The sequence below is a fragment of the Candidatus Pseudothioglobus singularis PS1 genome (genome assembly GCF_001281385.1).
GTDB classification, from domain to species: domain Bacteria; phylum Pseudomonadota; class Gammaproteobacteria; order PS1; family Pseudothioglobaceae; genus Pseudothioglobus; species Pseudothioglobus singularis.
Genome location: NZ_CP006911.1, coordinates 756,227 through 778,349 on the forward strand (window position 1 = coordinate 756,227; position 22,123 = coordinate 778,349).

Genomic DNA, 22,123 nt, shown 5'->3' on the forward strand with positions numbered 1-22,123 from the left:
AAATTATGTTTTAAAGTAATTTGTCATAATAAATTTCTATATTGGCTTCTTCTCTGAGATTTGTTAGCCAATCTGAATAATACATTTCAGCATGCTCATAGATCGCTCTTTCTTTGCATTCTTTAAGTTTACTACTAATAAAACGTTCATCAACCTTTGTTGCAATTGCAAGTCCAAAATCAGTCATATAAATTTCTGAAACTTCTTTAATGCCAAGTGAATCTAGCATCTTTAGAGTTGGACCTTCGACTCTAAGCCAGTCTGTAATGCCACCATTATAATAACTTGGATGCTGTGAGTGGAGTTTTGCAAAGGCTTCAAATGAAGCTCCTTTTTCAATATGACCTGCAAGCTTGCTCAGAAAATCTTTTATCAATAGGTTTTTTTTGGCTAAGTCAATGTTTTGATTATCTATTTCAGAAATAATTATTTGAGCAATCTTAATTTGTTTTTCATCTTTAATAACTTTCTTATCTGGGCATAACGTAAGAATTTGCTCTTCAGAAATCTTTAACTCTTTAGTAATAAATCTTTGTAAATTTAAAATCGATAAATTCTCTAAAACTTTTTTCTCAATTGAAGAAAAATTCTCAAAACCCATTAATTCTTTCAAAGAGAGATTATTACTTTGAGCAATATTATTTAATATGTTTTCAATATCTCTCTTAGTTGGAGTTAATTTCAGTTCAGTAGCTTTTTGTATTTGAAGTTTATTGTCAATGTGATTATTAATAATCTTTATTTTTTCTTGCTTGGAGCTTGCTTTATCCAAATGAATTATTAAAGAATTTAATGTAATAGCATTATTGTTAGCTATGGCGATTATTGTGTTTTCTGAAAAAACACTACTTGAACATATAAAAAGGAGCAGAACTAAGATTTTTTTCATTATCTTAGATTAGCTGTATACCCCTGAATTTTATTTTCTATTTTATCTTTAAGAGGAGATGAAGTTGACCCTAGACCAGTTAGAACTAGCTCCATTCCAGTGCTGTAGTTGTGGCCACCTGAGGAGTTATCTTCTTTGAAATGAGCTAATCTAAATGCCCAGCAACAGGATTCATAAGCTATTCCAGTTGTTTCAGCATTGGTTACGCCAGTAGAAGTGGTTTTATCAATACCTCCAAAGACATGAATTGAGTCAGTTAGAGGATAAGCTCCATAAAATTTTTCTGTTTCTTTTGTGCCGTCATCAATAAAACTTAAAGAAACAAATTGTCTAGAGGAAGGGCTGTAGCTAATTGTATTTTCCTTTTTAACTACTTTAGACTTATCTGGATTGAATTGAGCTGCTGAACTAATATTGAATTTATTTAACGACATGTCAATTGAAGCGGCAATATCTGAGTATGATTTTCTTGTTTCGTAGTTAGTATTTGATATATTACTTACTACTTCATCATCGGTATAGTAGGTTTGTGCAATTTTCAAACTTAATAAATCTTTGTCGTCTTCCAAAGCACCAACTTTACGATAAGTTGATTCAAGACTCAATGTAATGTCATTAGCATTAGTTATTCTATCAAGACCAGTATATCTTTCTCCAGATGTAAGATCAGAAAAACTAATGATGTCATCATATTTATCAGTACTATCAAATAGTGGAATATTACCTTGTACTTTTTTTGCCCTATAGTTATAAGTAATTAATGGGCTAATTCGATGGTTAACTTGATAACTAAAAAGGTTAGTTTCATTAATGACAGTAAAGTCAATATTCAATCCAGAGCCTAAAATAGTTCTATTAATATTTGGGCTATTTTTTAAAGAATAATTAGTAATAGCAATATTAGCACGCGGTGTAATTTTTGGATACTGAATATTGAGTTCTCTAGAAATGCCAAATTTTCCATGAGTTCTTGTTCCTGAGTCTTTAGTGGCAGTTTCATGTGCAAAACGCGTACTAACTAAATCAACCTGTATAGGTATTTTTTGATCTGCATTAAGCGTTTTAGACATTGAACCCTCTAATGCTCTTGTATATTCTGGAGTTCCAGCATTAACAATTTGTTCATTTTCAGTTAATACTGCTAATGAAAAGTTATTCTCTTTATCTTCATAAGTATATTTTAATGATGACTTAAGAGTTTTTAAATCAGTATCTGTTTTAGAGATTTCTCTAAAATACTTTGCATCAGATACGCGATGAAATTGAGCACTTAAATGAATATTGTCAGATAAATCCAATTCTTCAGAAAAATTGACAAGCCATCTTTTTAAACCTGTAATTTTATCTTCGGGTAAATATTTTGCTTCAATTGAATAGATAGAGTCTTGATGATCGGCAGAAATTTTTGGTGCAATGAGTTGACGGTATTTGCCTTCATAGATAAATCGTCGACTAGACATATAAGTCAGTGCAACTAATAAATCTCGATCAGGGGATAAATTGAAGTAGTAGGGAACCCGAAGACTATAAGCATCATCATTTTGACCAGGCTCGTTATAAGTTGAGTATTCTGGAGTTAAAAATCCTGAGCCACGACCAGCAAGAACCCAGCTATACTTGGGTGTATAGAATATCGGCACCCCATAAAACTTGATTGTTGCATTATCAGCAACACCTCTATTTTTTTTAAGATTTAATTCTATTTGATCTGCATCAATTTGCCAATCATTTTGATCTACTGGGCATAGGCTGTAAGTTGTGTTAGTTAATAGAACGCTGGTTGGCGTTTTTTCAATAACTTCTGTATAGCCATTTGCACCCCCAAGACCAACTGAATAATCTTGATAATTTGCGTTAGTAGCAACAGCAATAAGTTCATCATCTTTCCTTGATGAAGAGAGAGTAGCGCTAGTTATAAGATAAGATTCGTCTTGAAACCTTACATTTCCTTCAGCTAAGAGTGAGCGGTCAGCTGAAGATACTTCCACTTCATTAGCTGACAGATATAAGTTTTCTGAATTTACCTCTACATTTCCTGAAAGAAGATACTTTTCTTCAATAATTTCACTTTTGTCTGCCTCAATATCAAGTGCACCAGTATTTTCTGAAAATTGCTCTAGCGGAAAAAGTGTCTGGTATTGAGGACAATTATCACAAACTGATTGAGTTGGAGCACAATTAAGGTTTACTCCTTCTGCATTAATACATAAATGAGCTAACATCAAAAAAACAAAAATTAAGGGCTTCTTCATAAAGTTAGCGTCTATTGAAAATGTTATTTTATCATTATATATAATTCGAAACTACATGAGATTTTCAAACTTTATTGCAGTCTAAATTTATCTTTTTGAAACCTTTATTAGGTAAAATAAATTTTTGGTTTTAATAAGAGATTAATAAATTTTTGTTTAACACATTAAAGTACTTGTTTTTTTCATCTTTGACCATATCTTTACATTAACTTAATTATTTAAGGAAACTGCGTGAATAATAATAAAAAAGGAGCCTCAATGGCTTGGAATGATAACAATAATCAAACTCCTCCTGAGCTTGATGAGGTTATTAAAGACTTTAAAAACAAATTTAATAGTGCTTTTGGCGGAAAATCTTCTGGGAGCTCATCAGGTAATTCTGGTGCTAGCAAAGCTGCAAAGGGAAGCTTTAAGTACATCATAATTCTTGCATTTATACTTTGGATGGCAACTGGAATTTATATTGTTGATCCTGCTGAGAGAGGCGTGGTATTGCGTTTTGGTGCTTTTCAGACTTCAGCTACTCAAGGACCTCACTGGCACATTCCTTATCCAGTGGAATCGGTATACAAGATAAATGTTGAACAGATTCGTTCTGCAGAAATCGGCTTTAGAAATGTTCAAAATTCCTACAGTGGTGGTGTAAGTTCAGAATCACTCATGCTTACCAAAGATGAAAATATGGTTGATGTTAAGTTAGCGGTCCAATATAAGGTTGCAGATGCTCAGGCATTCTTATTTAATGTATTTCAACCTGAATTGACACTTAGTCATGTGGTTCAAAGCGTTATCAGGCAGGTTGTGGGTGACAATACAATGGATTATGTTTTAACAACTGGACGAGAGCAGGTTGCTCAAGAAGTTAAAGTGGCTTCACAAGCCCTGTTAAACGAATACAATACTGGACTTATGATTACTGCTGTTACTATGCAGGATGCTCAGCCCCCAATTCAACTTAAAGCAGCATTTGATGACGTTGTAAAGGCAAGGGAAGATGAGCAGAGATACATAAACGAAGCGAGGGCTTATGCAAATGATATTGTTCCTAAAGCTCGTGGTGCTAGCCAAAGACTTCTCGCAGAAGCAGAGGCTTACAAGTCTGAAGTGGTCTCAAAGTCTGAAGGTGAGGCTTATCGCTTCAACCAAATACTCACTGAATATACGAAAGCTCCTGATGTTACTAGAGAGCGTTTATATAGAGAGACACTTGAAGATGTCTTTAGTTCTACAAATAAAGTGATTGTTGATTCTAGTTCAAATTCAATGATGTATTTGCCAATTGATAAACTTATTAACTCTTCAAGAACACCTAAATCTTCTTCTACAGGCAATTCTTTCCAGCAAACACCATCTGGAAGCTCAAATGATCAAGGTGTTTTACGTTCAAGGGAGAATAGATAATGAAAAAATTAATTATTATAGCAATTGCATTATTGGTAATTCTTCTTTCATCGAGTCTTTATACGGTTAATGAAACTCAAGTGGCAATTAAATTGAGACTGGGTGAAATTGTCTCTGTTGAAAATAAACCTGGACTGAAGTTTAAGACACCATTTGTCAACAATGTTGTCTCGTTTGATAAACGTATTCAAACTCTAGATTCCGCAGCAGAATCATTCTTAACCGTTGAAAAGAAAAACGTTGTTGTGGATTCTTATGTGAAATGGCGTATTGTCGATACGGAGAAGTTTTATATTTCAACGGGTGGTGCAATGGCTTCAGCAAACCTAAGGCTTGCTCAAAACAACCAGGATGCACTAAGAACTGAGTTTTCAAAGCGAACTATTATTGAGGTAGTCTCAGACGAGCGTGAAGCTATTATGGCAACTGTAAAAACAAAGCTTAAAACGATCGCTGAAGATGAATTTGGTATTGAAGTTATAGACGTTCGTATTAAACGAATTGAGCTTGCTCAGGAAGTTAGAAACTCGGTCTATAGTCGAATGGAAACAGAGAGAAAAAGTATTGCTAATAAATTCCGTTCAGAGGGCGCTGAGGAGGCTGAAAAAATTCAAGCCTTTGCAGACAAGGAAAGAACAATCATCTTAGCCAACGCTTATCGTGACTCTGAAAAGATTCGTGGTGAGGGTGATGCTATCTCTGCGAGTAATTATGCAGAGGCATATAGCCAAGATGTGGATTTCTACTCTTTCTATCGCTCACTTGAGTCTTATAAGAAATCGTTTAGTGATCAGGGAGATATCCTTGTTCTTAATCCAGATTCTGAGTTCTTCCGTTACTTCAACCCATCTAAATAATTCGGGCTATGAGTAATTGGCAATTACCTGAGGGCATTGACGAGCTCACCGGTGATGAAGCCATTGCTTTTGAAACTACTAGAAGAAATTTATTAGATTTATATCAAAGTTGGGGGTACAACATTGTTGTTCCTCCAATGATTGAGTATTCAGACACCTTGGTTTTAAATTCAAAGTCTATAGATGATAAGACTTTTAAATTTTTAGATTCAGCTTCAACGCGTATGCTTGGAGTGCACTCTGATATAACCCCGCAAATTGCAAGAATTGACTCTAAACATGCAGCGCCTAATAGCATTAGTCGTTACTGCTATATCAATGCAATTCTGCAAACAAAGGCAGATGACTTCTATGCATCCAGATCTCCCATTCAAGCAGGCGCAGAACTTTATGGACACAAAGGTATTGATGCAGATATAGAGGTCATTGTCTTAATGCTCTCATCTCTAGAGCTTTTAAATATAAAAAATATAACATTAAGCCTTGGCAATACAGCAATTTTTAATGCGCTATGCGCCTCTGTAAATCTTCCAAGTAAAGAGATTGCTGAGCTAAGAGATATTTTTAGAAGAAAGTCACTTCCAGACCTTGAAAGTTTTCTTCACAGCACAAAGATTAAAGAGGCTGATAAATTTAAATCCCTTATCTCTCTTGATGGCAATGAAAAAGTACTTGAAACGGCTAATGATATATTTAAGAGTATTCCAGCAATAGTCGATGCAATTAATGATTTAGTTAAACTCAATGATTTTTTCAAAGATAAAAACCTTGATTTAATGTTTGATTTGGGTGAAGTGAAAGCCTATGAATATCACGATGGAGTTGTATTTGCCGCATACAGTGATAAGTTTTCTAAGGCGATTGCTCAAGGCGGTAGATACGATGCGCTAAGTAAATCATTTGATTCTAAAAGAGAGGCTACAGGCTTTTCTTTTGATCTTAAGTTTTTAATTCATCAGCAAGAACATTCAATTAATCAAAGTAAGGCTCTAAATGCGCCAAACATTGATAATCCAGACTTTATTGAATTTATAAATGACCTTAGATCAAAGGGACACATCATTAAAACAGATTTAAATGGTTCAACTGAAGTTGATTTTATTCAAGAAAATGGAAAATGGAGATTAAAGAAATAGTATGGGAAAAAATGTAGTAATCATTGGTACTCAGTGGGGTGATGAAGGTAAAGGGAAGATTGTTGATTTGATTACTGACAAAGTGAGCTCTGTAGTTCGTTTTCAGGGTGGACATAATGCTGGACATACCTTGGTGATAGATGGCAAGAAAACAGTATTGCACCTTATTCCATCAGGCATTCTAAGGAGTAATGTTAACTGCTATATTGGCCATGGCGTAGTTTTATCAATGACTGCTCTTCTTAAAGAGATGAATGAGCTTGAAGAGTCAGGCGTTGAGGTTAAGTCTAGGTTAAAAATAAGCCCAGGATGCCCATTAATTCTTCCTTATCACATAGAACTTGATAACGCACGTGAAGCCCATAGAGGTAAAGCTGCTATAGGAACTACAGGAAATGGAATTGGTCCTGCTTATGAAGACAAAGTTGCTAGAAGGGGACTTCGAGTAGGCGATTTATTGGACGAAGAGTTGTTTTCAGTAAAACTAAAAGAGGTCGTCGACTATCATAACTTCAGTTTAAAAAATTATTATCAGCAATCAATGGTTGATTTTGAGACAGTGTTGTCAGAAGCACTGGAGCAGGTAAAGTCAATAAAACCAATGATTATTGATGTTGCTGATGAACTTCACCAACAAATGAAAAACTCTGAAAATATCCTATTTGAAGGAGCTCAGGGAGCGCTTTTGGATATTGATCAAGGAACATACCCCTTTGTAACGTCTTCAAATACCACATCAGGAGGCGCTGTAACGGGTTCTGGAGTCGGCGTTAGGGATATTGACTATGTATTGGGGATTGTTAAGGCTTATACAACCCGAGTTGGAGGGGGGCCATTTCCTACAGAGCTTGATTATGATGTAAATACAGACCAGGGTGACACTATCGGAAGGGAGCTTTGTAAAAAAGGGCATGAGTTTGGAGCGACAACAGGTCGTCAAAGGCGATGTGGATGGCTCGATTTAGTCATATTAAATCGCTCATTCAAGCTTAATGCTGTTAGCGGAATCTGCTTGACTAAGCTTGATGTAATGGACGATTTAGACTTAATTAAGATTTGTATTGCTTATGAGATAGATGGTCAGCAGACTACAATCCCTCCATTTTCTGCAGAAGGGTATGATGCCGCAAAACCAATTTATATAGAAATGCCAGGCTGGAAAACTTCAACCATTGGAACACATTCCTTTGATGATTTACCTATGGAGGCACAAAACTATATTAAGAAAATTGAAGAGCTAAGTCAAATTCCAGTTGACATCCTTTCAACAGGTCCTGATAGAGATGAAACATTGATATTAAAAAATCCATTTGAATAATCTTCAAATATCCTAAGCTTGCTTTATACTTAGCACATTATGTCAGACCCTCACTATCATCGTGAAGCGGAAAAATATGAAAGCCCGATTCCATCTCGAGAACATATTTTAAGTTTTATTCAAGAAAAACCCAAAAGTAAACGTCAGCTTTTTGAACTCCTGTCTCTTGAGGATGACCAAAAAAAAGCCTTTGAAAGACGATTAAGGGCAATGGTCAGGGATAAGCAGTTAAGTTGCAACAAAAGTGGCGTTTATCGCCCTTTTTCTAACAGAGGCCTTCTATCTGGAACCGTCATAGCTAACCCTAAGGGATTTGGTTTTGTCGCATTGGACAAAGGGGGCAAAGATTTGAGGCTTTCAAGTCAACAAATGAAGTTGGCATTTCATGGGGACAAGGTCAAGGTGCGTCTTCTCAATCGAAAACTCGATGCAGAAATTGTTGAAGTTACAGAGACGGTTAGTACACTCGTTGGAAGACTTCATATTGATCATCAAAGAAGTTATGTTATTGTCGATGATAAGCGTATCAAACACGAAATACAGATTGTGAAGCTTTTAGAGGGATGTAAAGATAACCAAGTCGTTGTGATAGAAGTATTAACCTCTCCAACCCTCGAAAAAAATGCCACAGGAAAAGTTACTTCAATCCTTGGAAATTATTTAGATGAAGGTGTCGAGGTTGACTCTGCTATTCATCGCCACCAAATTCCATCTACTTTTGGAGAAAAAGCTCTACAAGAGTCAGCAAATCTTCCAACTAAAGTAATGCCAAAGGATAAAAAAAATCGAGTTGATATTACAAATTTAGAGCTGGTCACAATTGATGGCGAAGATTCAAGAGACTTTGATGATGCTGTTTATGCTATTCCATCAGAGAATGGATGGAAATTAATTGTTGCTATCGCAGATGTATCTCATTATGTTAAAGAAGGTACTGAGCTTGATAGCGAGTCTTTAGAGAGAGGAAACTCTGTTTATTTCCCCCACAGGGTTGTCCCTATGCTGCCTGAGGCGATCTCTAATGGACTATGCTCTCTTAACCCAAAAGTCGAAAGGCTATGTATGGCCTGTGAAATGGAGATTGATTCCTTAGGATCACTTTTGAATTATAAGTTTTACCCAGCAGTCATGCTATCCCATGCCCGTTTAACCTATACAGAGGTTAATGAGATGCTAGAGAATAAGGAGAGTCCACTCAGAAAGAAATACAGCAGAATTAAAGAAAATGTGGACTATTTGTATGGACTTTACCAAACCCTCAGGATTTCAAGGCAAAAAAGAGGTGTCATGGATTTTGATAGAATTGAAAGCCAAATTCTATTTGATGACAAAGGAAAAATTGAAAACATTGTTGCCCGCAAAAGGAATGATGCCCACAAGTTAATTGAAGAATGTATGTTGATGGCTAATCAGGCAGCTGCGAAATATCTTCAAACTGAAAATGAAGACTTTTTGTATCGCGTTCATCCAAAGCCAACCCCTGAAAAGGTAGAAATTACTAGGCAATTTTTAACTGCAATTGATCTTAGGCTGGATGGAGGGCTTGAGCCAGACACCAGTGACTTTGCCAAATTACTTAAAAAGGCGGTAGGCAGAGAAGATGAGAATATTATTAAAACTGTCGTCTTAAGAACCATGAAACAGGCAACCTATACCCCCAAGAACGAAGGTCATTTTGGTTTAGCTTTTGAAGATTATGCTCATTTCACATCGCCAATTCGTCGCTACCCAGATCTTCTAGTTCATAGGGCTATTAAAAGGTCTTTATCAAATAAAAAACGTGAGCAATCTCAAAGAATGGCTGAAATGGGTACTCATCTTTCGATGACTGAGAGAAGGGCAGATGATGCTTCACGTGATGTTGAACAGTGGCTTAAGTGTGAATATATGAGAGATAAAGTGGGAGACAGCTTTAGCGGCGTCATTTCTGGTGTTGCTGGATTTGGACTATTTGTAGAGCTTTCAGATATTTTTGTTGAGGGCCTAGTGAGTGTTCGCGATTTAAAGGAAGACTACTTTAATTTTGACGACGTTCATCATCAACTTAAGGGCCAAAGAGGCGGAAAAATTTATCGTTTAGGTGATACGATTAAAGTTAAAGTGGCCTCAGTCAATCTTGATGATAGGAAGATTGAATTCATTCCAGTTCATTAATCATTTTCAAAGTTATTCAGTTATTGCGCCTCGAGAAGCCGATTGAGCAAGCTTTGCATATTTAGCAAGAACACCTTTTGTGTACCTTGGTTTGGGCTGCTTCCAATTTGAAAGTCTTTGACTGATAATGGACTCGTCCACGATGAGTTCAAGACGATTATTTTCAGCATCAATTAGAATTTCATCGCCATCCTCTATAACAGCAAGAGTGCCACCTGTATATGCCTCAGGTGTAATATGCCCAACTACAAATCCGTGAGTTCCCCCTGAAAATCTTCCATCAGTAATGAGCGCAACTTTTCCGCCGAGACCTTTCCCCATAACAGCTGAAGTAGGAGCTAACATTTCTCTCATGCCTGGACCTCCTTTAGGCCCCTCGTATCGAATAACAATCACATCACCTTCAACAATTTGATCTTTCAGGACAGCTTGAAGGGCGTCCTCCTCACATCCAAATGTTTTAGCATTACCTCTAAAAGTTAAACCTTCTTTGCCAGTGATTTTAGCAACAGCACCTTCAGTTGCAAGATTGCCCCTTAGAATTCTTAAGTGAGAATCCTTTTTGATGGGCTTATCTAAAGGCATAATAATTTCTTGGTCAGCATCATACGACTGAACATTCTGTAAGTTTTCAGCTAAAGTTTTACCAGTTACTGTCATGCATTCTCCATGAAGCATACCCGCGTCTAAAAGCATTTTCATTAACGGCAATGTTCCACCAATTTGAACCAGTTCACTCATCATGTATTTGCCCGATGGCTTAAGATCTGCTAGAACAGGGACATTGGCACCAATTCGCGTAAAATCATCGATGGTAAGGTCAACATTAATAGCATCCGCCATGGCGATTAAATGGAGCACAGCATTCGTTGATCCACCAAGTGTAATAATGAGAGTGATGGCGTTTTCAAAGGCTTTCTTGGTCATAATGTCACTCGGCTTTATATCTTTCTCTAATAGATTTAATACAGCCTCACCAGCCCTAGAGCAATCTATATTTTTGTCATCAGATATTGCATCCTGAGAGGACGAATTTGGAAGACTCATTCCAAGTGCCTCTATTGCAGAGGCCATAGTATTAGCTGTGTACATTCCGCCACATGAGCCTGGGCCAGGAATGGCAGTGGACTCAATCTGTTCAAGTTCTATATCATTAATATCATTATTCGCTCTTTTACCAACAGCCTCAAAAACACTCACAATATCAGTATGATTAGCACCAGGCTGAATGGTTCCGCCATAAACAAAAACAGAAGGGCGGTTCAGTCTAGCAAGCCCCATGAGGCATCCAGGCATATTTTTATCACATCCACCAATTGCAACAACCCCATCAAAGCCTTGACAGGCAGTTACTGTTTCAATTGAATCAGCAATCACCTCTCTAGAAACAAGTGAATATTTCATACCTTCCGACCCCATTGAGATGCCATCTGAAATAGTGATTGTATTGAAAACAACAGCTTTTCCTCCAGCACTATTTACGCCTTTTTCGGCTTCGCTAGCTAAATCATTGATATGCATATTGCATGGCGTAACCATTGACCAGGTTGATGCAATTCCAACTTGTGGCTTTTTAAAATCTTCTTTTTTAAAGCCAACAGGGTAAAGCATTGCTCTGGATGCAGCTCTCTCATAACCATCAATTACAACTGAGGAATATTTTCTAGTGTTTGACATTGCTTTTAAATTATCAAAAAAATACAAATTTTAGACTAAAATAACCCGCTTCTAATAGCAATTAAGGCTTCAAGTTGAGTAAAGCAAGGCAAATTATCGAATTAATGCAACCTTTTGTTGAAGAAGGTAGATTATTAGAAAGAAGCTATGAAACCATTGACAGTCGTATTGATGACTTTGTTTGCATAGAGAAAGATAATCACATTATTGCCTGTGCTGGTCTAAAACTATATCAAGATGAGAACGTTGGCGAAATATATGCACTTGTTGTGAATAAGAGTTTTCATAATACAGATACATCAACAAGATTAATGGAGTTACTAATCGATAAAGCTTCTAAGTTAAATCTAAGTTCAATTTTTGCGCTCTCTAAGTATGGCGGCAGATTCTTCTTTAGGTTTGAGTTTGTTGAGAGTGAATTAAGTTTTCTTCCTGATTCAAGACAAAAGAGTTATGATGACTTAAGAAAATCTATTATTTATTCTAGGCGAATCTAGATTTATTCTAATTTAAATATATATTTTAGTCCTGCTAATTAATGAAACTTAAAGATAGAATCCGTGGATACCTTCCTGTTGTCATAGACGTTGAAACGTCAGGATTTAATGAGCAAACGGACGCTCTCTTGGAAATTTGTGCAATTATTCTGGGCATGGATGAAGAGGGTTCTTTTTTTGCAAAAACAACTCTTCATTATCATGTTGAGCCTTTTAAAGGGGCAAATATTGAAGCCTCGGCAATTAAATTTAATGGCATTGATATTGATAATCCCTTTAGGCTTGCTGTTCCTGAAAAGAAGGCATTGTCAGAAATATTTGATCACATTAATAAGGAGCTAGAAACTGAAGAGTGTTCGAGAGCTATCCTTGTTGGTCACAACGCTTTTTTTGATCTTGGGTTTGTAAAGGCGGCTACGCTCAGAGCAAACTTAAAAAGTCCATTTCATCAATTTTCAACGATCGATACGGTCAGTCTTTCTGCCCTTTGTTGCGGCGAAACAGTTCTCGCTAAAGCGATATCTAAAATGGACATTGAGTGGGATAATAATGAGGCACACTCAGCGCTCTACGATACGCAAAAAACATCAGAGCTGTTCTGTCAAATATTTAATTCTCATAAGTTTGAACTGAAGGATTAGTCTTCAATTTTTCTTAAATATTTGTAATCCATAGCCCACTTGATAAACTCTTCTTTATTGATAGAGTTACTTTGGAATCTTTCCCTTAAAAGGTGATTCTCTACCCTTTGAAAAAAAATTAGATTTAATAAGCTTTTTTTCATATTGGTTACATCATTCAGTTTAGTTTTGAATAAATCAGAATCTAGCTTTTTAGCATGAATAGGATTAATGCCCAAAAGGATCAAAAGGCATTCATTAAAACTTAACTTGGTTTTATTAATTAAAAAGTCATGCCAATTTGTTCTAGTAGCTAATTGATCTTTAGACGGGTTTATCGCTTTAAAGTCAAGGATTTGTTCGTTTAGCAAAGTTTCGATGAATTCAAGGTTATCACTTTGATCTGACTGGTTGGTCGTTTTAAGAATGGATTCTCTTAATCTGGTAACTTCAAACTTGATGTTTTCAGCAGTTCTATTATGGAAAATTTTATAGGTTGTTTCAGGCATATTTTTATACTCTTTAATCACGATTATTTAAATTTATTTTCTTGTACTAAGGTCCACTTCCTAATTTGATCTGTAACCTCTGAAGTCTTTAAATTAGAATTGGGTATTGCCTCACCAATAACGACGGTAATTACTCCAGGTTTTTTTAAAAAGCTGCCCTTAGGCCAAAGCCTTCCAGCATTATGATACACGGGCGTAATGCTATGTCCTGTTTTCTTTGCTATCGCACTGCCACCATTTTGGTAGGCTCCTAATTCACCATAAGGCTGCCTGGTTCCTTCAGGATAGATAACTACTGAGATGCCTTTGTTTAGTCGATCAGCCCCTTGATTTATGACTTTTTTAATTGCGTTTAGTTTGTCACCACGATTAATAATGATTGGTTTTAGTAGCGCAAGACTCCATCCGAATACAGGAAGCCATAAAAGTTCACGTTTTAAGACCCAAGTATGGGCTGGGAAGATTGTTTGAAAAGCTAACGTTTCCCAGGTAGATTGGTGGTTAGAGACTATGATGGACGAAGATTTAATTATATTTTCTTGACCAATGACTTTAGTTTTAATATTCACAGTTATTTTTAACCACCATATACAAAATATAGCCCATTGAGATAGAAATTTTTGACGAGTTGGGTAGCTTGAAAAAACGAGTAAAAAACCAATCAAAGTGATCAAAATTAAACTAATAATTGAACCAACAAAGTACAATAGTGATCTTAAAAGTATCATGGCTTATAGATATCTAAGCGTTATAATTCTATATAAAATTTTACTAAGTTTACAACACACCGGTATGCCTATTTTATGATTGCTATAAAACACCCATTAATAATGGATTCAAATCTAACCTTATGAATATTATCATTGGCATAGTTTCTTTACTCGTGGGAGCTGCATTTAGCTACTATGTACTGAATAAGAAATTGTTTTCCATCTCTCAAAAAAATATTCAGCTCGAGACAAAGCTGGATGAAAAAGAAAAGAATTATGCTGAAAAAATTCAGCTAGTCGATCATCTAAAGAGTCAAGTAAATAGTGAGTTTAAGACTATCGCCTCAGAAATTTTGAAGACAGACCGTGACAAGCTTAAGGTCGATAATTCCGACTTATTGACGCCGCTTCAAACTCAGCTTAAAAGTTTTAGAGATAGGATTGAGACAATTACAAAGGAGCAGGTTGAGGAGAGAACGACCTTAAAAGAGCAAATTAAGTCTCTTCATGTTGCAAACCTTGAAACACAGCAGTCGGCAAAGAATTTAACAGATGCGCTCACTTATGACAATAAGATTCAGGGTGACTGGGGAGAAGAGATATTAAGCTCTCTTTTATCAAGTTATGGATTCCAAGAGGGGGTTGAGTTTGATCTTCAAAAGCAATATAAAAATGAAATGGGTGAAAAATTTAAGCCTGATGTTATTCTTCATTTGCCAGAGGGAAAGGATGTTGTTATTGACTCTAAGGTGTCGCTTAAAGATTATGTCGACTATGTCGCAGACCAATCAAATGAGTTAGCTTTAAAGAAACATATTGCCTCGATTGAAAACCAAATAAAAAACATTAGTATCAAAGAGTATGAGAACCTTGAGGGTGTGAGGAGTCTAGACTTTATTTTTGTTTTTATTCCTATTGAGGGGGCTCTTCTTCTTGCGCTTCAACATAAACATAGTTTGTTTGATGATGCCCTCAAGAAGAACATTATGCTCGTTTCACCGTCCATGCTGAGTATGAGTCTAAAAACTGTTAACTTTATGTGGCAAACAGATAAACAAAATAAAAATGCTGATGAGATTGCACGACAGGCTGCTGGAATGTATGACAAGCTCGCCCTTTTTACTGACGATCTAGATAAGATTGAGAATCAACTTGAAAAAACCAAGGAAGGCTTTTCAAGTGCTAGGAATAAGTTGTCAACAGGCAAGGGTAATTTGATTAGCAGGGCAGAAAGACTTAAAGCGCTTGGGGTTAAATCAAATAAGGAAATTAGTGAATGATAGTTGCCAAAGAGCACAATATAAAAAAAGATGAATTTGAGGGGAAAGTCGTTCTAGTAACGGGTGCAAATAGGGGTTTTGGGCTTGCCATAACCATGGACCTTGCTAGAGCTGGCGCCACCGTCATTATGCTAGGAAGGGATTTAGGTTCACTTGAGCATGCTTATGACGCTGTTGTTGATTCTGGCCTGAAAGAGCCAATTCTTTACCCTCTGGATTTAGAAGGTGCAACACCTGAAAATTATCAAGAGCTTCAAGATAACCTTCTTAACGAGTTTGGGAAGTTAGATGGACTGGTCCATAACGCTTCAATATTGGGTACTCAGATGCCGATCGAGCAGTATGATATTAAATTATGGTATTCAACAATCCAGATTAATCTAAATGCTCCATTCATGCTGACCCAGTTCCTGATTCCTGCTCTATCAAAATCGGATGATGCCAGGATTATTTTTTTATCTTCAACAGTCGGCAGGAAGGCAAGGGCTTATTGGGGTGCCTACAGCGTTAGTAAGTTTGGGATTGAAGGTTTTGCAAAAACTCTCTCAGAGGAGCTTGAAAAAACCCAAATTAGTGTAAACACGGTCAACCCTGGAAAATTGAGAACTGAGATGAGAAGGACAGCATACCCTGCTGAAGACTCCTCAACAGTTCCTTTGCCAGAAGAAAAAAGTCAAGCAATTGTCCACTTATTGTCTAGCTCAAGTCCAAAAATAAATGGTGAACAGTTAACAATCTCAGATTAATTTACCTCTGAAGGTCGCTCGTAAGGTGTGGATGAATTTTCTTGAGAATTTCTTTATAGGCATCTGCATTTCCAGCGACAACGTTCCCAGTTTCCATGTATTTATCTCTTCCAGAAAAATCTCCTATAAATCCTCCAGCCTCTTTAACAAGTAGAGCGCCAGCTGCCATGTCCCAAGAGTTAAGCCCAATCTCCCAATGGCCATCAAGTCTGCCAGCAGCTACATAAGCTAAATCTAAAGCAGCAGCTCCCGCTCTTCGAATGTCAGAGACGTGAGGCAAAATTGCCTTAAATGTGTCAAGATAACAATCTAAATGCTGCGGATTTTTGAATGGGAAGCCAGTTCCAATGAGAGTATCCTCTAATCCTTTTGATATGGTCACCCTAATTCTTTCATTATTGAGATAAGCGCCTTCTCCTTTAGAGGCTGTAAAGAGCTCTTCCTTGAATGGGTCATAGATGACAGCGTGTGAAGTCACTCCTTTTTCAAGAAGCGCTATAGAGACAGCATACTGCGGAAAGCCATGCAGGTAATTGGTGGTTCCATCTAAAGGGTCAATAATCCAAAGAAAATCATCGTCACCAAGAGTTTTACCACTCTCTTCAGCCAAAATAGAATGTTTTGGAAAGGCCTTTTTAATCTCGTTTATAATGGCTTTTTCGGCCGTTTTATCAACCTCTGAAACAAAGTCATTAATAGACTTGTTTTCGATGGTAAGTATGTCGACCTGATTGTGATACCTTAAAATAACATCACCAGCTGCTCTGGCAGCTCTAACTGCAATATTGACGGTAGGATGCATGGTAAATGAGTGAAATAAATAAAGAGAGGAATTATACCTTGACGAGTTTTGATAAAGTAAGGATTGTCATGGTGAATACGACTGAACCGGGGAATATTGGCGCTGCTGCTAGAGCCATGAAAAATATGATGCTCTCTGAGTTATATCTTGTTGCGCCATCTAATTTTCCATCAGCAGTTGCAACTGCTAGGGCAAGTGGTGCGGACGACGTATTATCAAGCGCAACAGTTTGCTCTTCACTCGAAGAGGCTTTGGTGGGGGTTAATCTCGTAATTGGTGCAAGTGCACGTCAAAGAAATATTAAATGGAGGCAGCTGGATGTTATTGAGACATGCAGTGAAATACAATCGATCGCTTCCAAAGAAAACCAGAAAGTTGCTGTTGTTTTTGGAACTGAAAATTCTGGTCTTACTAATGAAGAGCTAGATTTATGTTCCACTTTAATGACAATTCCTGGAAATCCTGAGTATTTCTCACTAAATGTAGCATCCGCAATTCAAGTATTTGCCTATCAGAATTATGTAAGCACTCTAGAGGGTGGGTTTGAAAATACTCCTGGAGAATTAGCAAACTTTGATGACTTAAACAGCTTTTATAAGCATCTTGAGCAAGCACTTGAGCATATTGATTACTTTGATGCAAAGAAACCACAGAGTTTGTTAATGAGGCGCTTAAGGAGACTTTTTGGAAGAAGTATGCCTGAAAAAGAGGAAGTTGCAATTTTAAGGGGTATTCTTAATAAAATTAACCCATATAACCCATAAATGAAAAAAGCCCGAAAACGGGCTTTTTCGTTAACATCGCCTTTGCTTAACCAAGCATCAGTTTGTTCATCCTTTTGACAAACTCTGCAGGCTCTTTGATTTGACCACCTTCACTGAGAACAGCTTGGTCAAATAGAACTTTTACAACATCCTCGTCTACTTTTGTTTTTAGCTTCATAACCAAAGGGTGGGTAGGATTGATTTCAAGAATAGGTTTTGTATCTGGGACATCTTGACCAAGGGACTTCATTATTCTTTCCATATTACCACCTAGTTCATTTTCATCGGCAACCAGACAAGAGGGTGATTCACTCAAACGACTTGAAACTTTAACTTCTTTAACTTGATTATCAAGAATTTCTTGTGCTTTAGAGATAACTTTTTCATAGTCTTTAACAGTTTTCTCTTTTTTCTTCTTATCTTCTTTTGAATCAAGGTCTTCAAGGTCTCCCTTTGCAATTGACTTCAGAGAGAGTTCTTCAAATTCACCAAAATTTGCCACCAACCACTCATCAACTCTGTCTGAGAGCAATAAAACTTCAATATCCTTTTGCTTAAAAATTTCAAGGTGAGGTGAGCCTTTAGCTGCATCATAATTATCAGCCGTGACATAGTATATATTTTTTTGATCTTTATTCATTCGACCAATATAGTCTTTAAGGGAGACTGTTTGATCAGAGGAGTCAGTTGATGTTGATGCAAATCTTAAAAGGTTAGAAATTTTATCTTTATTCGCAAAGTCCTCAACCACACCTTCCTTAATAACCATTCCAAATTCTTTCCAGAATGTTGCATAATCTTCCGGTTTGTTTTTAGACATTTTGTCGAGTTCAGAAAGAATACGCTTAACAGAGGCTTTCTTGATTGTATCAACAACCTTACTACCTTGAAGTATCTCTCTTGAAACATTTAATGAAAGATCAGCAGTGTCAATTACGCCTTTGATAAACCTAAGGTACTGAGGAAGCAACTCTTCATTACCCTCCATGATAAAAACTCTCTTAGCATAAAGCTTAACACCACCTTTTCTTTTAGGTTCCCACATATCAAAGGGCGCTTTTTTGGGTATAAAGAGTAGTGATGAGTAGTCTAGTTTTCCCTCCACTCTGTTATGAATTTGCGTCAATGGACCCTCAAAGTCATAGGTTAAAGATTTATAGAATTCATCGTAATCATTTTGAGATAATTCTTTTTTATCTTTCATCCAGAAAGCTGTCGCTTTATTTATTGTTTCATAGACAATTTCACTCTCATCTTCTTCTGAGGCCTTAACCATCATTATTGGAACGGTAATGTGATCTGAGTATTTAGAAACAATGCCACGTAGACGATAATCATCAACGAATTCTTTTTCAGCTTTCTTAACATCAAGAATGATGGTAGTGCCATAATTTTCAATATCAACGGTTTCAATTGAGTATTCACCTTTACCTTTGGAAACCCACTTAGTTCCGTTCGCTTTATCATCACCAGCTTTTCTGCTGAGAAGTGTTACAGTATTTGAAACAATAAAAGCGGAATAGAATCCAACACCGAATTGTCCGATCAGATTAGAATCTTGTGTTTGATTTTTATCAAGACTTTCAAGATATTTTCTAGTTCCAGAATTAGCTATAGTACCAATATTTTCCATGACTTCATCTTGTGTCATTCCGATACCGTTATCTCTAATGCTAATTGTTCCTGCGTCTTTATCGATGTCAATATAGATGCTGGGCTCTTCTTTTCCCTCTAGAAGTGATTCATTAGATAGAGACTCAAACTTGAGCTTATCAATCGCATCCGATGCGTTAGATACTAATTCTCTGAGAAAGATCTCTTTATTAGAATAAAGAGAGTGAATCATCAAATGTAAGAGTTGTGATACTTCCGTTTGAAATTCATGTGTTTGTTTTTGACTCATTCAAAATCCCCTATCGTTTTAACTTAAAATATAAAGATATGGTCAGTCACGAAAAAAACAAGTCAGATCAAGAAATATTAATTGATCAAATTGAAGCATTTGCTGAGTACCTAGAGGTAGAAAAAAATTATGCTTTAAATACCATTTCTTCCTACAAGAGGGATTTGTTGAAGTTTCGTTCTTTCTTGAATGGCCGAAGCATATCAGAATGGAGTGAAATTGATTCAGACGTCTTAAATATTTTTGTCATGGAGCTTAGGCATGGTAATGCTTCTGGCAAGTCATTAAAAAGATACTTATCATCAATAAGAGTTTTTTTTAATTACTTGATTGCCAATAATATTCTCCAAAAAAATCCTGCTCAGTCTATTCAAACTCCAAGGCTTGAACGCTCATTACCGAAAACCATTAACTTCGATGATTTAACAAACATGATGACGTTAAATACTTCTAGCTACAAAGAGTTGCGCTCAGTCTTAATGATAGAGCTTTTATATTCTTGCGGTTTACGCGTATCTGAACTAGTAGGAATTAATCTTACAGACTTCGATCTGAATGAGGGTTTTGTTAAAGTCATGGGTAAGGGCGCAAAAGCAAGATTTTCTCCAGTAGGAGAGACAACTATTGGTGTCCTTAACAGATATCTAGAAAAGAGACCTAGTTGCAATTCAGATGCATTATTTTTAAATCAAAAGAATATAAGGATTTCTTCAAGAACAGTTCAGAATGTTGTTAAGAAAAGAGCTTTAGAGGTGGGAGTATCAATCAATGTTCATCCACATATGCTTCGACATGCAGCAGCTACACATTTTTTGCAGTCAAGCCATGACTTAAGGTCTGTTCAAGAGTTTTTGGGACACAAAAGTATTAAAAGCACCCAAGTCTATACGCACCTTGATTTTTTAGAATTGTCTAAAGTTTATGATGAATTTCATCCAAGGGCAAAAAAATGATAATTAACTCTAAAATAAAGCTTGCCTTGCATCATTTAAAGATTGGAGTTATTGCTCATCCTACAGATACGATTTATGGTCTAGGGTGTCTCGCAAATAATCCTGGCGCTATTCAAACTATCGTAAATCTAAAAAAAAGAGATATTAAAAAAGGATTCATTCTTTTAGCCTCAAACATTAGTTTTTTGATGCCTTATATTGATTCAAATATGAATAGCAAGCTTCTAAAAAAACTAGCTAAACCAACAGAGACTCCGACTACATACTTGGTTCCAAAGTCAGAGGAATTATCACCTCTACTCAATGGGGATAATGAACTCTTAGCTGTTCGCATAACCTCTGACCCACTTATTACTTACTTTTGTGAAAATACTGGCTCAGCATTAATTTCAACAAGCGCCAATCTTCAGGGTAGAAAGGTTGCTTCAAGCACGCTAGAGTTAAAAAGGTACTTTGGTAATGACCTTGCATTCGAGCTTCCTCCTAATATGTATAATTCAGAGCCTTCAAAAATTATTAATTTGATTACTGGTGAGCGATTAAGATGAGTTTATCTGAATTTTTATTGATTAAAATTTAATGTAAATGATTGAACAAGTTAAAAAATACTTACTTAATCTTCAGGTTGACATATGTGAGGAGTTTGGAAAATTAGATTCAATCTCTAATTTTGATACCGATATATGGAAAAGGGACGATGGAAGAGGGAGTGGGATAACACGGGTTATTTCAGATGGGAGCTTATTTGAGAAAGGTGGGGTGAATTACTCTATTATATCCGGCGATAAAATGCCGAAATCAGCAACAGCTCTTAGGCCAGATTTAGAAGGCAGAAATTTCACTGCACTAGGTCTTTCTTTGGTTCTCCACCCAGATAATCCTTACATTCCAACAACGCATGCTAACCTAAGGTTTTTCATTGCTGAGGAGGTGGGTAAGGATCCAATTTGGTGGTTTGGAGGAGGTTTTGATTTAACTCCTTATTATGGATTTGATGAAGACGCAATTCACTGGCATCAAACTGCAAAAAATGCCTGTCTGCCATTTGGTGATAATACATACCGTAATTATAAAAAGTGGTGTGATGATTACTTTTACTTAAGCCATAGAGATGAGCAGCGAGGCATTGGTGGTCTATTCTTTGACGATTTAAATGAAGGCAGTTTTGAAAAATGCTTTGAATTTCTTCAAAGTGTTGGGAATCATTTCATCAAGGCCTACCTTCCAATTGTTGAAAAAAGAATGAATTTTCCTTTTACTCCTAAAGAGAAAGAGTTTCAGCTTTTTAGGCGAGGGCGCTATGTTGAATTTAATCTAATTCAAGATAGAGGAACACTATTTGGGCTTCAAAGTGGAGGAAGAACTGAGTCTATTCTGATGTCATTACCTCCAACAGTAAAGTGGACTTACAAATACAAAATTGAATCAAAAAGCGCAGAAGACAAACTAACTAATTATTTTTTGAAACCAAAAGATTGGATTTGATACAGATCAACTAGACTTGAGTTAATTTCTATTTTAAAGTTTTAAAAACTAGGATATAATCCACGCTTGAATTATCTTATGTTGATTTCAAGTAAGTCAACATTCGTTTGCAACGACGCAGACTTCTGACAATGCCTGTCATTTTTTAAATTTACTATTTTATAGGGAGT

At 36.4% G+C, this 22,123-nt stretch carries 20 protein-coding genes; 13 read left to right on the forward strand and 7 right to left on the reverse strand.

Annotated features, from left to right (window positions below; translation table 11 throughout):
* Nucleotides 1–10: 10 nt before the first annotated feature.
* Entirely contained in the window at nucleotides 11–889 is an 879-nt protein-coding gene (locus tag W908_RS03885) for a peptidylprolyl isomerase (protein WP_053820009.1), read from the reverse strand.
* Nucleotides 889–3,141, reverse strand: a complete 2,253-nt coding sequence (locus W908_RS03890) for an LPS-assembly protein LptD (RefSeq protein ID WP_053820010.1) — start codon at nucleotides 3,139–3,141, stop codon at nucleotides 889–891. The genes W908_RS03885 and W908_RS03890 overlap by 1 nt, the downstream gene beginning before the upstream one ends.
* Before the next feature lie 231 nt (nucleotides 3,142–3,372).
* On the opposite strand from W908_RS03890, the gene hflK reads away from it, so the two are divergent.
* The 5 genes from hflK to rnr are packed head-to-tail and all read left to right on the forward strand — an operon-like array spanning nucleotide 3,373 to nucleotide 10,007.
* Complete coding sequence (gene hflK, locus W908_RS03895) at nucleotides 3,373–4,542, forward strand: FtsH protease activity modulator HflK (RefSeq protein WP_053820011.1); 1,170 nt, start codon at nucleotides 3,373–3,375, stop codon at nucleotides 4,540–4,542.
* Nucleotides 4,542–5,399 carry a protease modulator HflC gene (gene hflC / locus W908_RS03900; protein ID WP_020024639.1) on the forward strand — a complete coding sequence of 286 codons (858 nt, stop codon included), beginning with the start codon at nucleotides 4,542–4,544 and terminating at the stop codon, nucleotides 5,397–5,399. Before hflK ends, hflC begins: the two co-directional genes overlap by 1 nt.
* A gap of 8 nt (nucleotides 5,400–5,407) precedes the next feature.
* Nucleotides 5,408–6,535 carry an ATP phosphoribosyltransferase regulatory subunit gene (locus W908_RS03905; protein WP_053820012.1) on the forward strand — a complete coding sequence of 376 codons (1,128 nt, stop codon included), beginning with the start codon at nucleotides 5,408–5,410 and terminating at the stop codon, nucleotides 6,533–6,535.
* A 1-nt stretch (nucleotide 6,536) separates the two neighbouring features.
* A complete protein-coding gene (locus tag W908_RS03910; protein ID WP_053820013.1) occupies nucleotides 6,537–7,853 on the forward strand; it encodes an adenylosuccinate synthase in 1,317 nt (438 codons plus the stop codon).
* Between the two features lie 39 nt (nucleotides 7,854–7,892).
* A complete protein-coding gene (gene rnr, locus W908_RS03915; protein ID WP_053820014.1) occupies nucleotides 7,893–10,007 on the forward strand; it encodes a ribonuclease R in 2,115 nt (704 codons plus the stop codon).
* Between the two features lie 12 nt (nucleotides 10,008–10,019).
* On the opposite strand, the gene ilvD is transcribed toward rnr, so the two are convergent.
* Nucleotides 10,020–11,684, reverse strand: coding sequence for a dihydroxy-acid dehydratase (gene ilvD / locus W908_RS03920; RefSeq protein ID WP_053820780.1), 1,665 nt, complete (start codon nucleotides 11,682–11,684; stop codon nucleotides 10,020–10,022).
* Nucleotides 11,685–11,788: 104 nt separating this feature from the next.
* Between ilvD and W908_RS03925 the strand changes: the two genes are divergently transcribed.
* A complete protein-coding gene (locus W908_RS03925) occupies nucleotides 11,789–12,181 on the forward strand; it encodes a GNAT family N-acetyltransferase (RefSeq protein WP_053820015.1) in 393 nt (130 codons plus the stop codon).
* 41 nt (nucleotides 12,182–12,222) lie between these two features.
* Entirely contained in the window at nucleotides 12,223–12,822 is a 600-nt protein-coding gene (gene rnt, locus W908_RS03930) for a ribonuclease T (RefSeq protein ID WP_053820016.1), read from the forward strand.
* Here the strand turns inward: rnt and W908_RS03935 are convergent.
* Both W908_RS03935 and W908_RS03940 read right to left on the reverse strand, forming a co-directional pair.
* On the reverse strand, nucleotides 12,819–13,331 hold the full coding sequence (locus W908_RS03935) for a hypothetical protein (RefSeq protein ID WP_236849170.1): 513 nt from the start codon (nucleotides 13,329–13,331) through the stop codon (nucleotides 12,819–12,821). The two genes, rnt and W908_RS03935, sit on opposite strands and share 4 nt — an antisense overlap.
* Before the next feature lie 2 nt (nucleotides 13,332–13,333).
* Nucleotides 13,334–14,038: a lysophospholipid acyltransferase family protein gene (locus W908_RS03940; protein ID WP_053820017.1), complete on the reverse strand. Its 705-nt coding sequence runs from the start codon at nucleotides 14,036–14,038 to the stop codon at nucleotides 13,334–13,336.
* 122 nt (nucleotides 14,039–14,160) lie between these two features.
* On the opposite strand from W908_RS03940, the gene W908_RS03945 reads away from it, so the two are divergent.
* Entirely contained in the window at nucleotides 14,161–15,300 is a 1,140-nt protein-coding gene (locus W908_RS03945; RefSeq protein WP_020024630.1) for a DNA recombination protein RmuC, read from the forward strand.
* On the forward strand, nucleotides 15,297–16,046 hold the full coding sequence (locus W908_RS03950) for a YciK family oxidoreductase (RefSeq protein WP_053820018.1): 750 nt from the start codon (nucleotides 15,297–15,299) through the stop codon (nucleotides 16,044–16,046). Before W908_RS03945 ends, W908_RS03950 begins: the two co-directional genes overlap by 4 nt.
* A gap of 1 nt (nucleotide 16,047) precedes the next feature.
* Here W908_RS03950 and W908_RS03955 read toward each other — a convergent pair whose 3' ends face one another.
* Nucleotides 16,048–16,848: an inositol monophosphatase family protein gene (locus W908_RS03955; protein ID WP_053820019.1), complete on the reverse strand. Its 801-nt coding sequence runs from the start codon at nucleotides 16,846–16,848 to the stop codon at nucleotides 16,048–16,050.
* 5 nt (nucleotides 16,849–16,853) lie between these two features.
* Between W908_RS03955 and W908_RS03960 the strand changes: the two genes are divergently transcribed.
* Entirely contained in the window at nucleotides 16,854–17,612 is a 759-nt protein-coding gene (locus tag W908_RS03960; RefSeq protein WP_053820020.1) for an RNA methyltransferase, read from the forward strand.
* 46 nt (nucleotides 17,613–17,658) lie between these two features.
* On the opposite strand, the gene htpG is transcribed toward W908_RS03960, so the two are convergent.
* Nucleotides 17,659–19,515, reverse strand: coding sequence for a molecular chaperone HtpG (gene htpG / locus W908_RS03965; RefSeq protein WP_053820021.1), 1,857 nt, complete (start codon nucleotides 19,513–19,515; stop codon nucleotides 17,659–17,661).
* Between the two features lie 38 nt (nucleotides 19,516–19,553).
* On the opposite strand from htpG, the gene xerA reads away from it, so the two are divergent.
* From xerA to hemF, 3 genes are read left to right on the forward strand one after another with little or no spacing between them, the layout of a single operon-like run.
* Nucleotides 19,554–20,468: a site-specific tyrosine recombinase/integron integrase gene (xerA, locus tag W908_RS03970; RefSeq protein ID WP_053820782.1), complete on the forward strand. Its 915-nt coding sequence runs from the start codon at nucleotides 19,554–19,556 to the stop codon at nucleotides 20,466–20,468.
* On the forward strand, nucleotides 20,465–21,016 hold the full coding sequence (locus W908_RS03975) for an L-threonylcarbamoyladenylate synthase (RefSeq protein WP_020025385.1): 552 nt from the start codon (nucleotides 20,465–20,467) through the stop codon (nucleotides 21,014–21,016). The genes xerA and W908_RS03975 overlap by 4 nt, the downstream gene beginning before the upstream one ends.
* Before the next feature lie 37 nt (nucleotides 21,017–21,053).
* On the forward strand, nucleotides 21,054–21,953 hold the full coding sequence (hemF, locus tag W908_RS03980) for an oxygen-dependent coproporphyrinogen oxidase (protein ID WP_053820022.1): 900 nt from the start codon (nucleotides 21,054–21,056) through the stop codon (nucleotides 21,951–21,953).
* The last annotated feature ends 170 nt before the right edge of the window (nucleotides 21,954–22,123 follow it).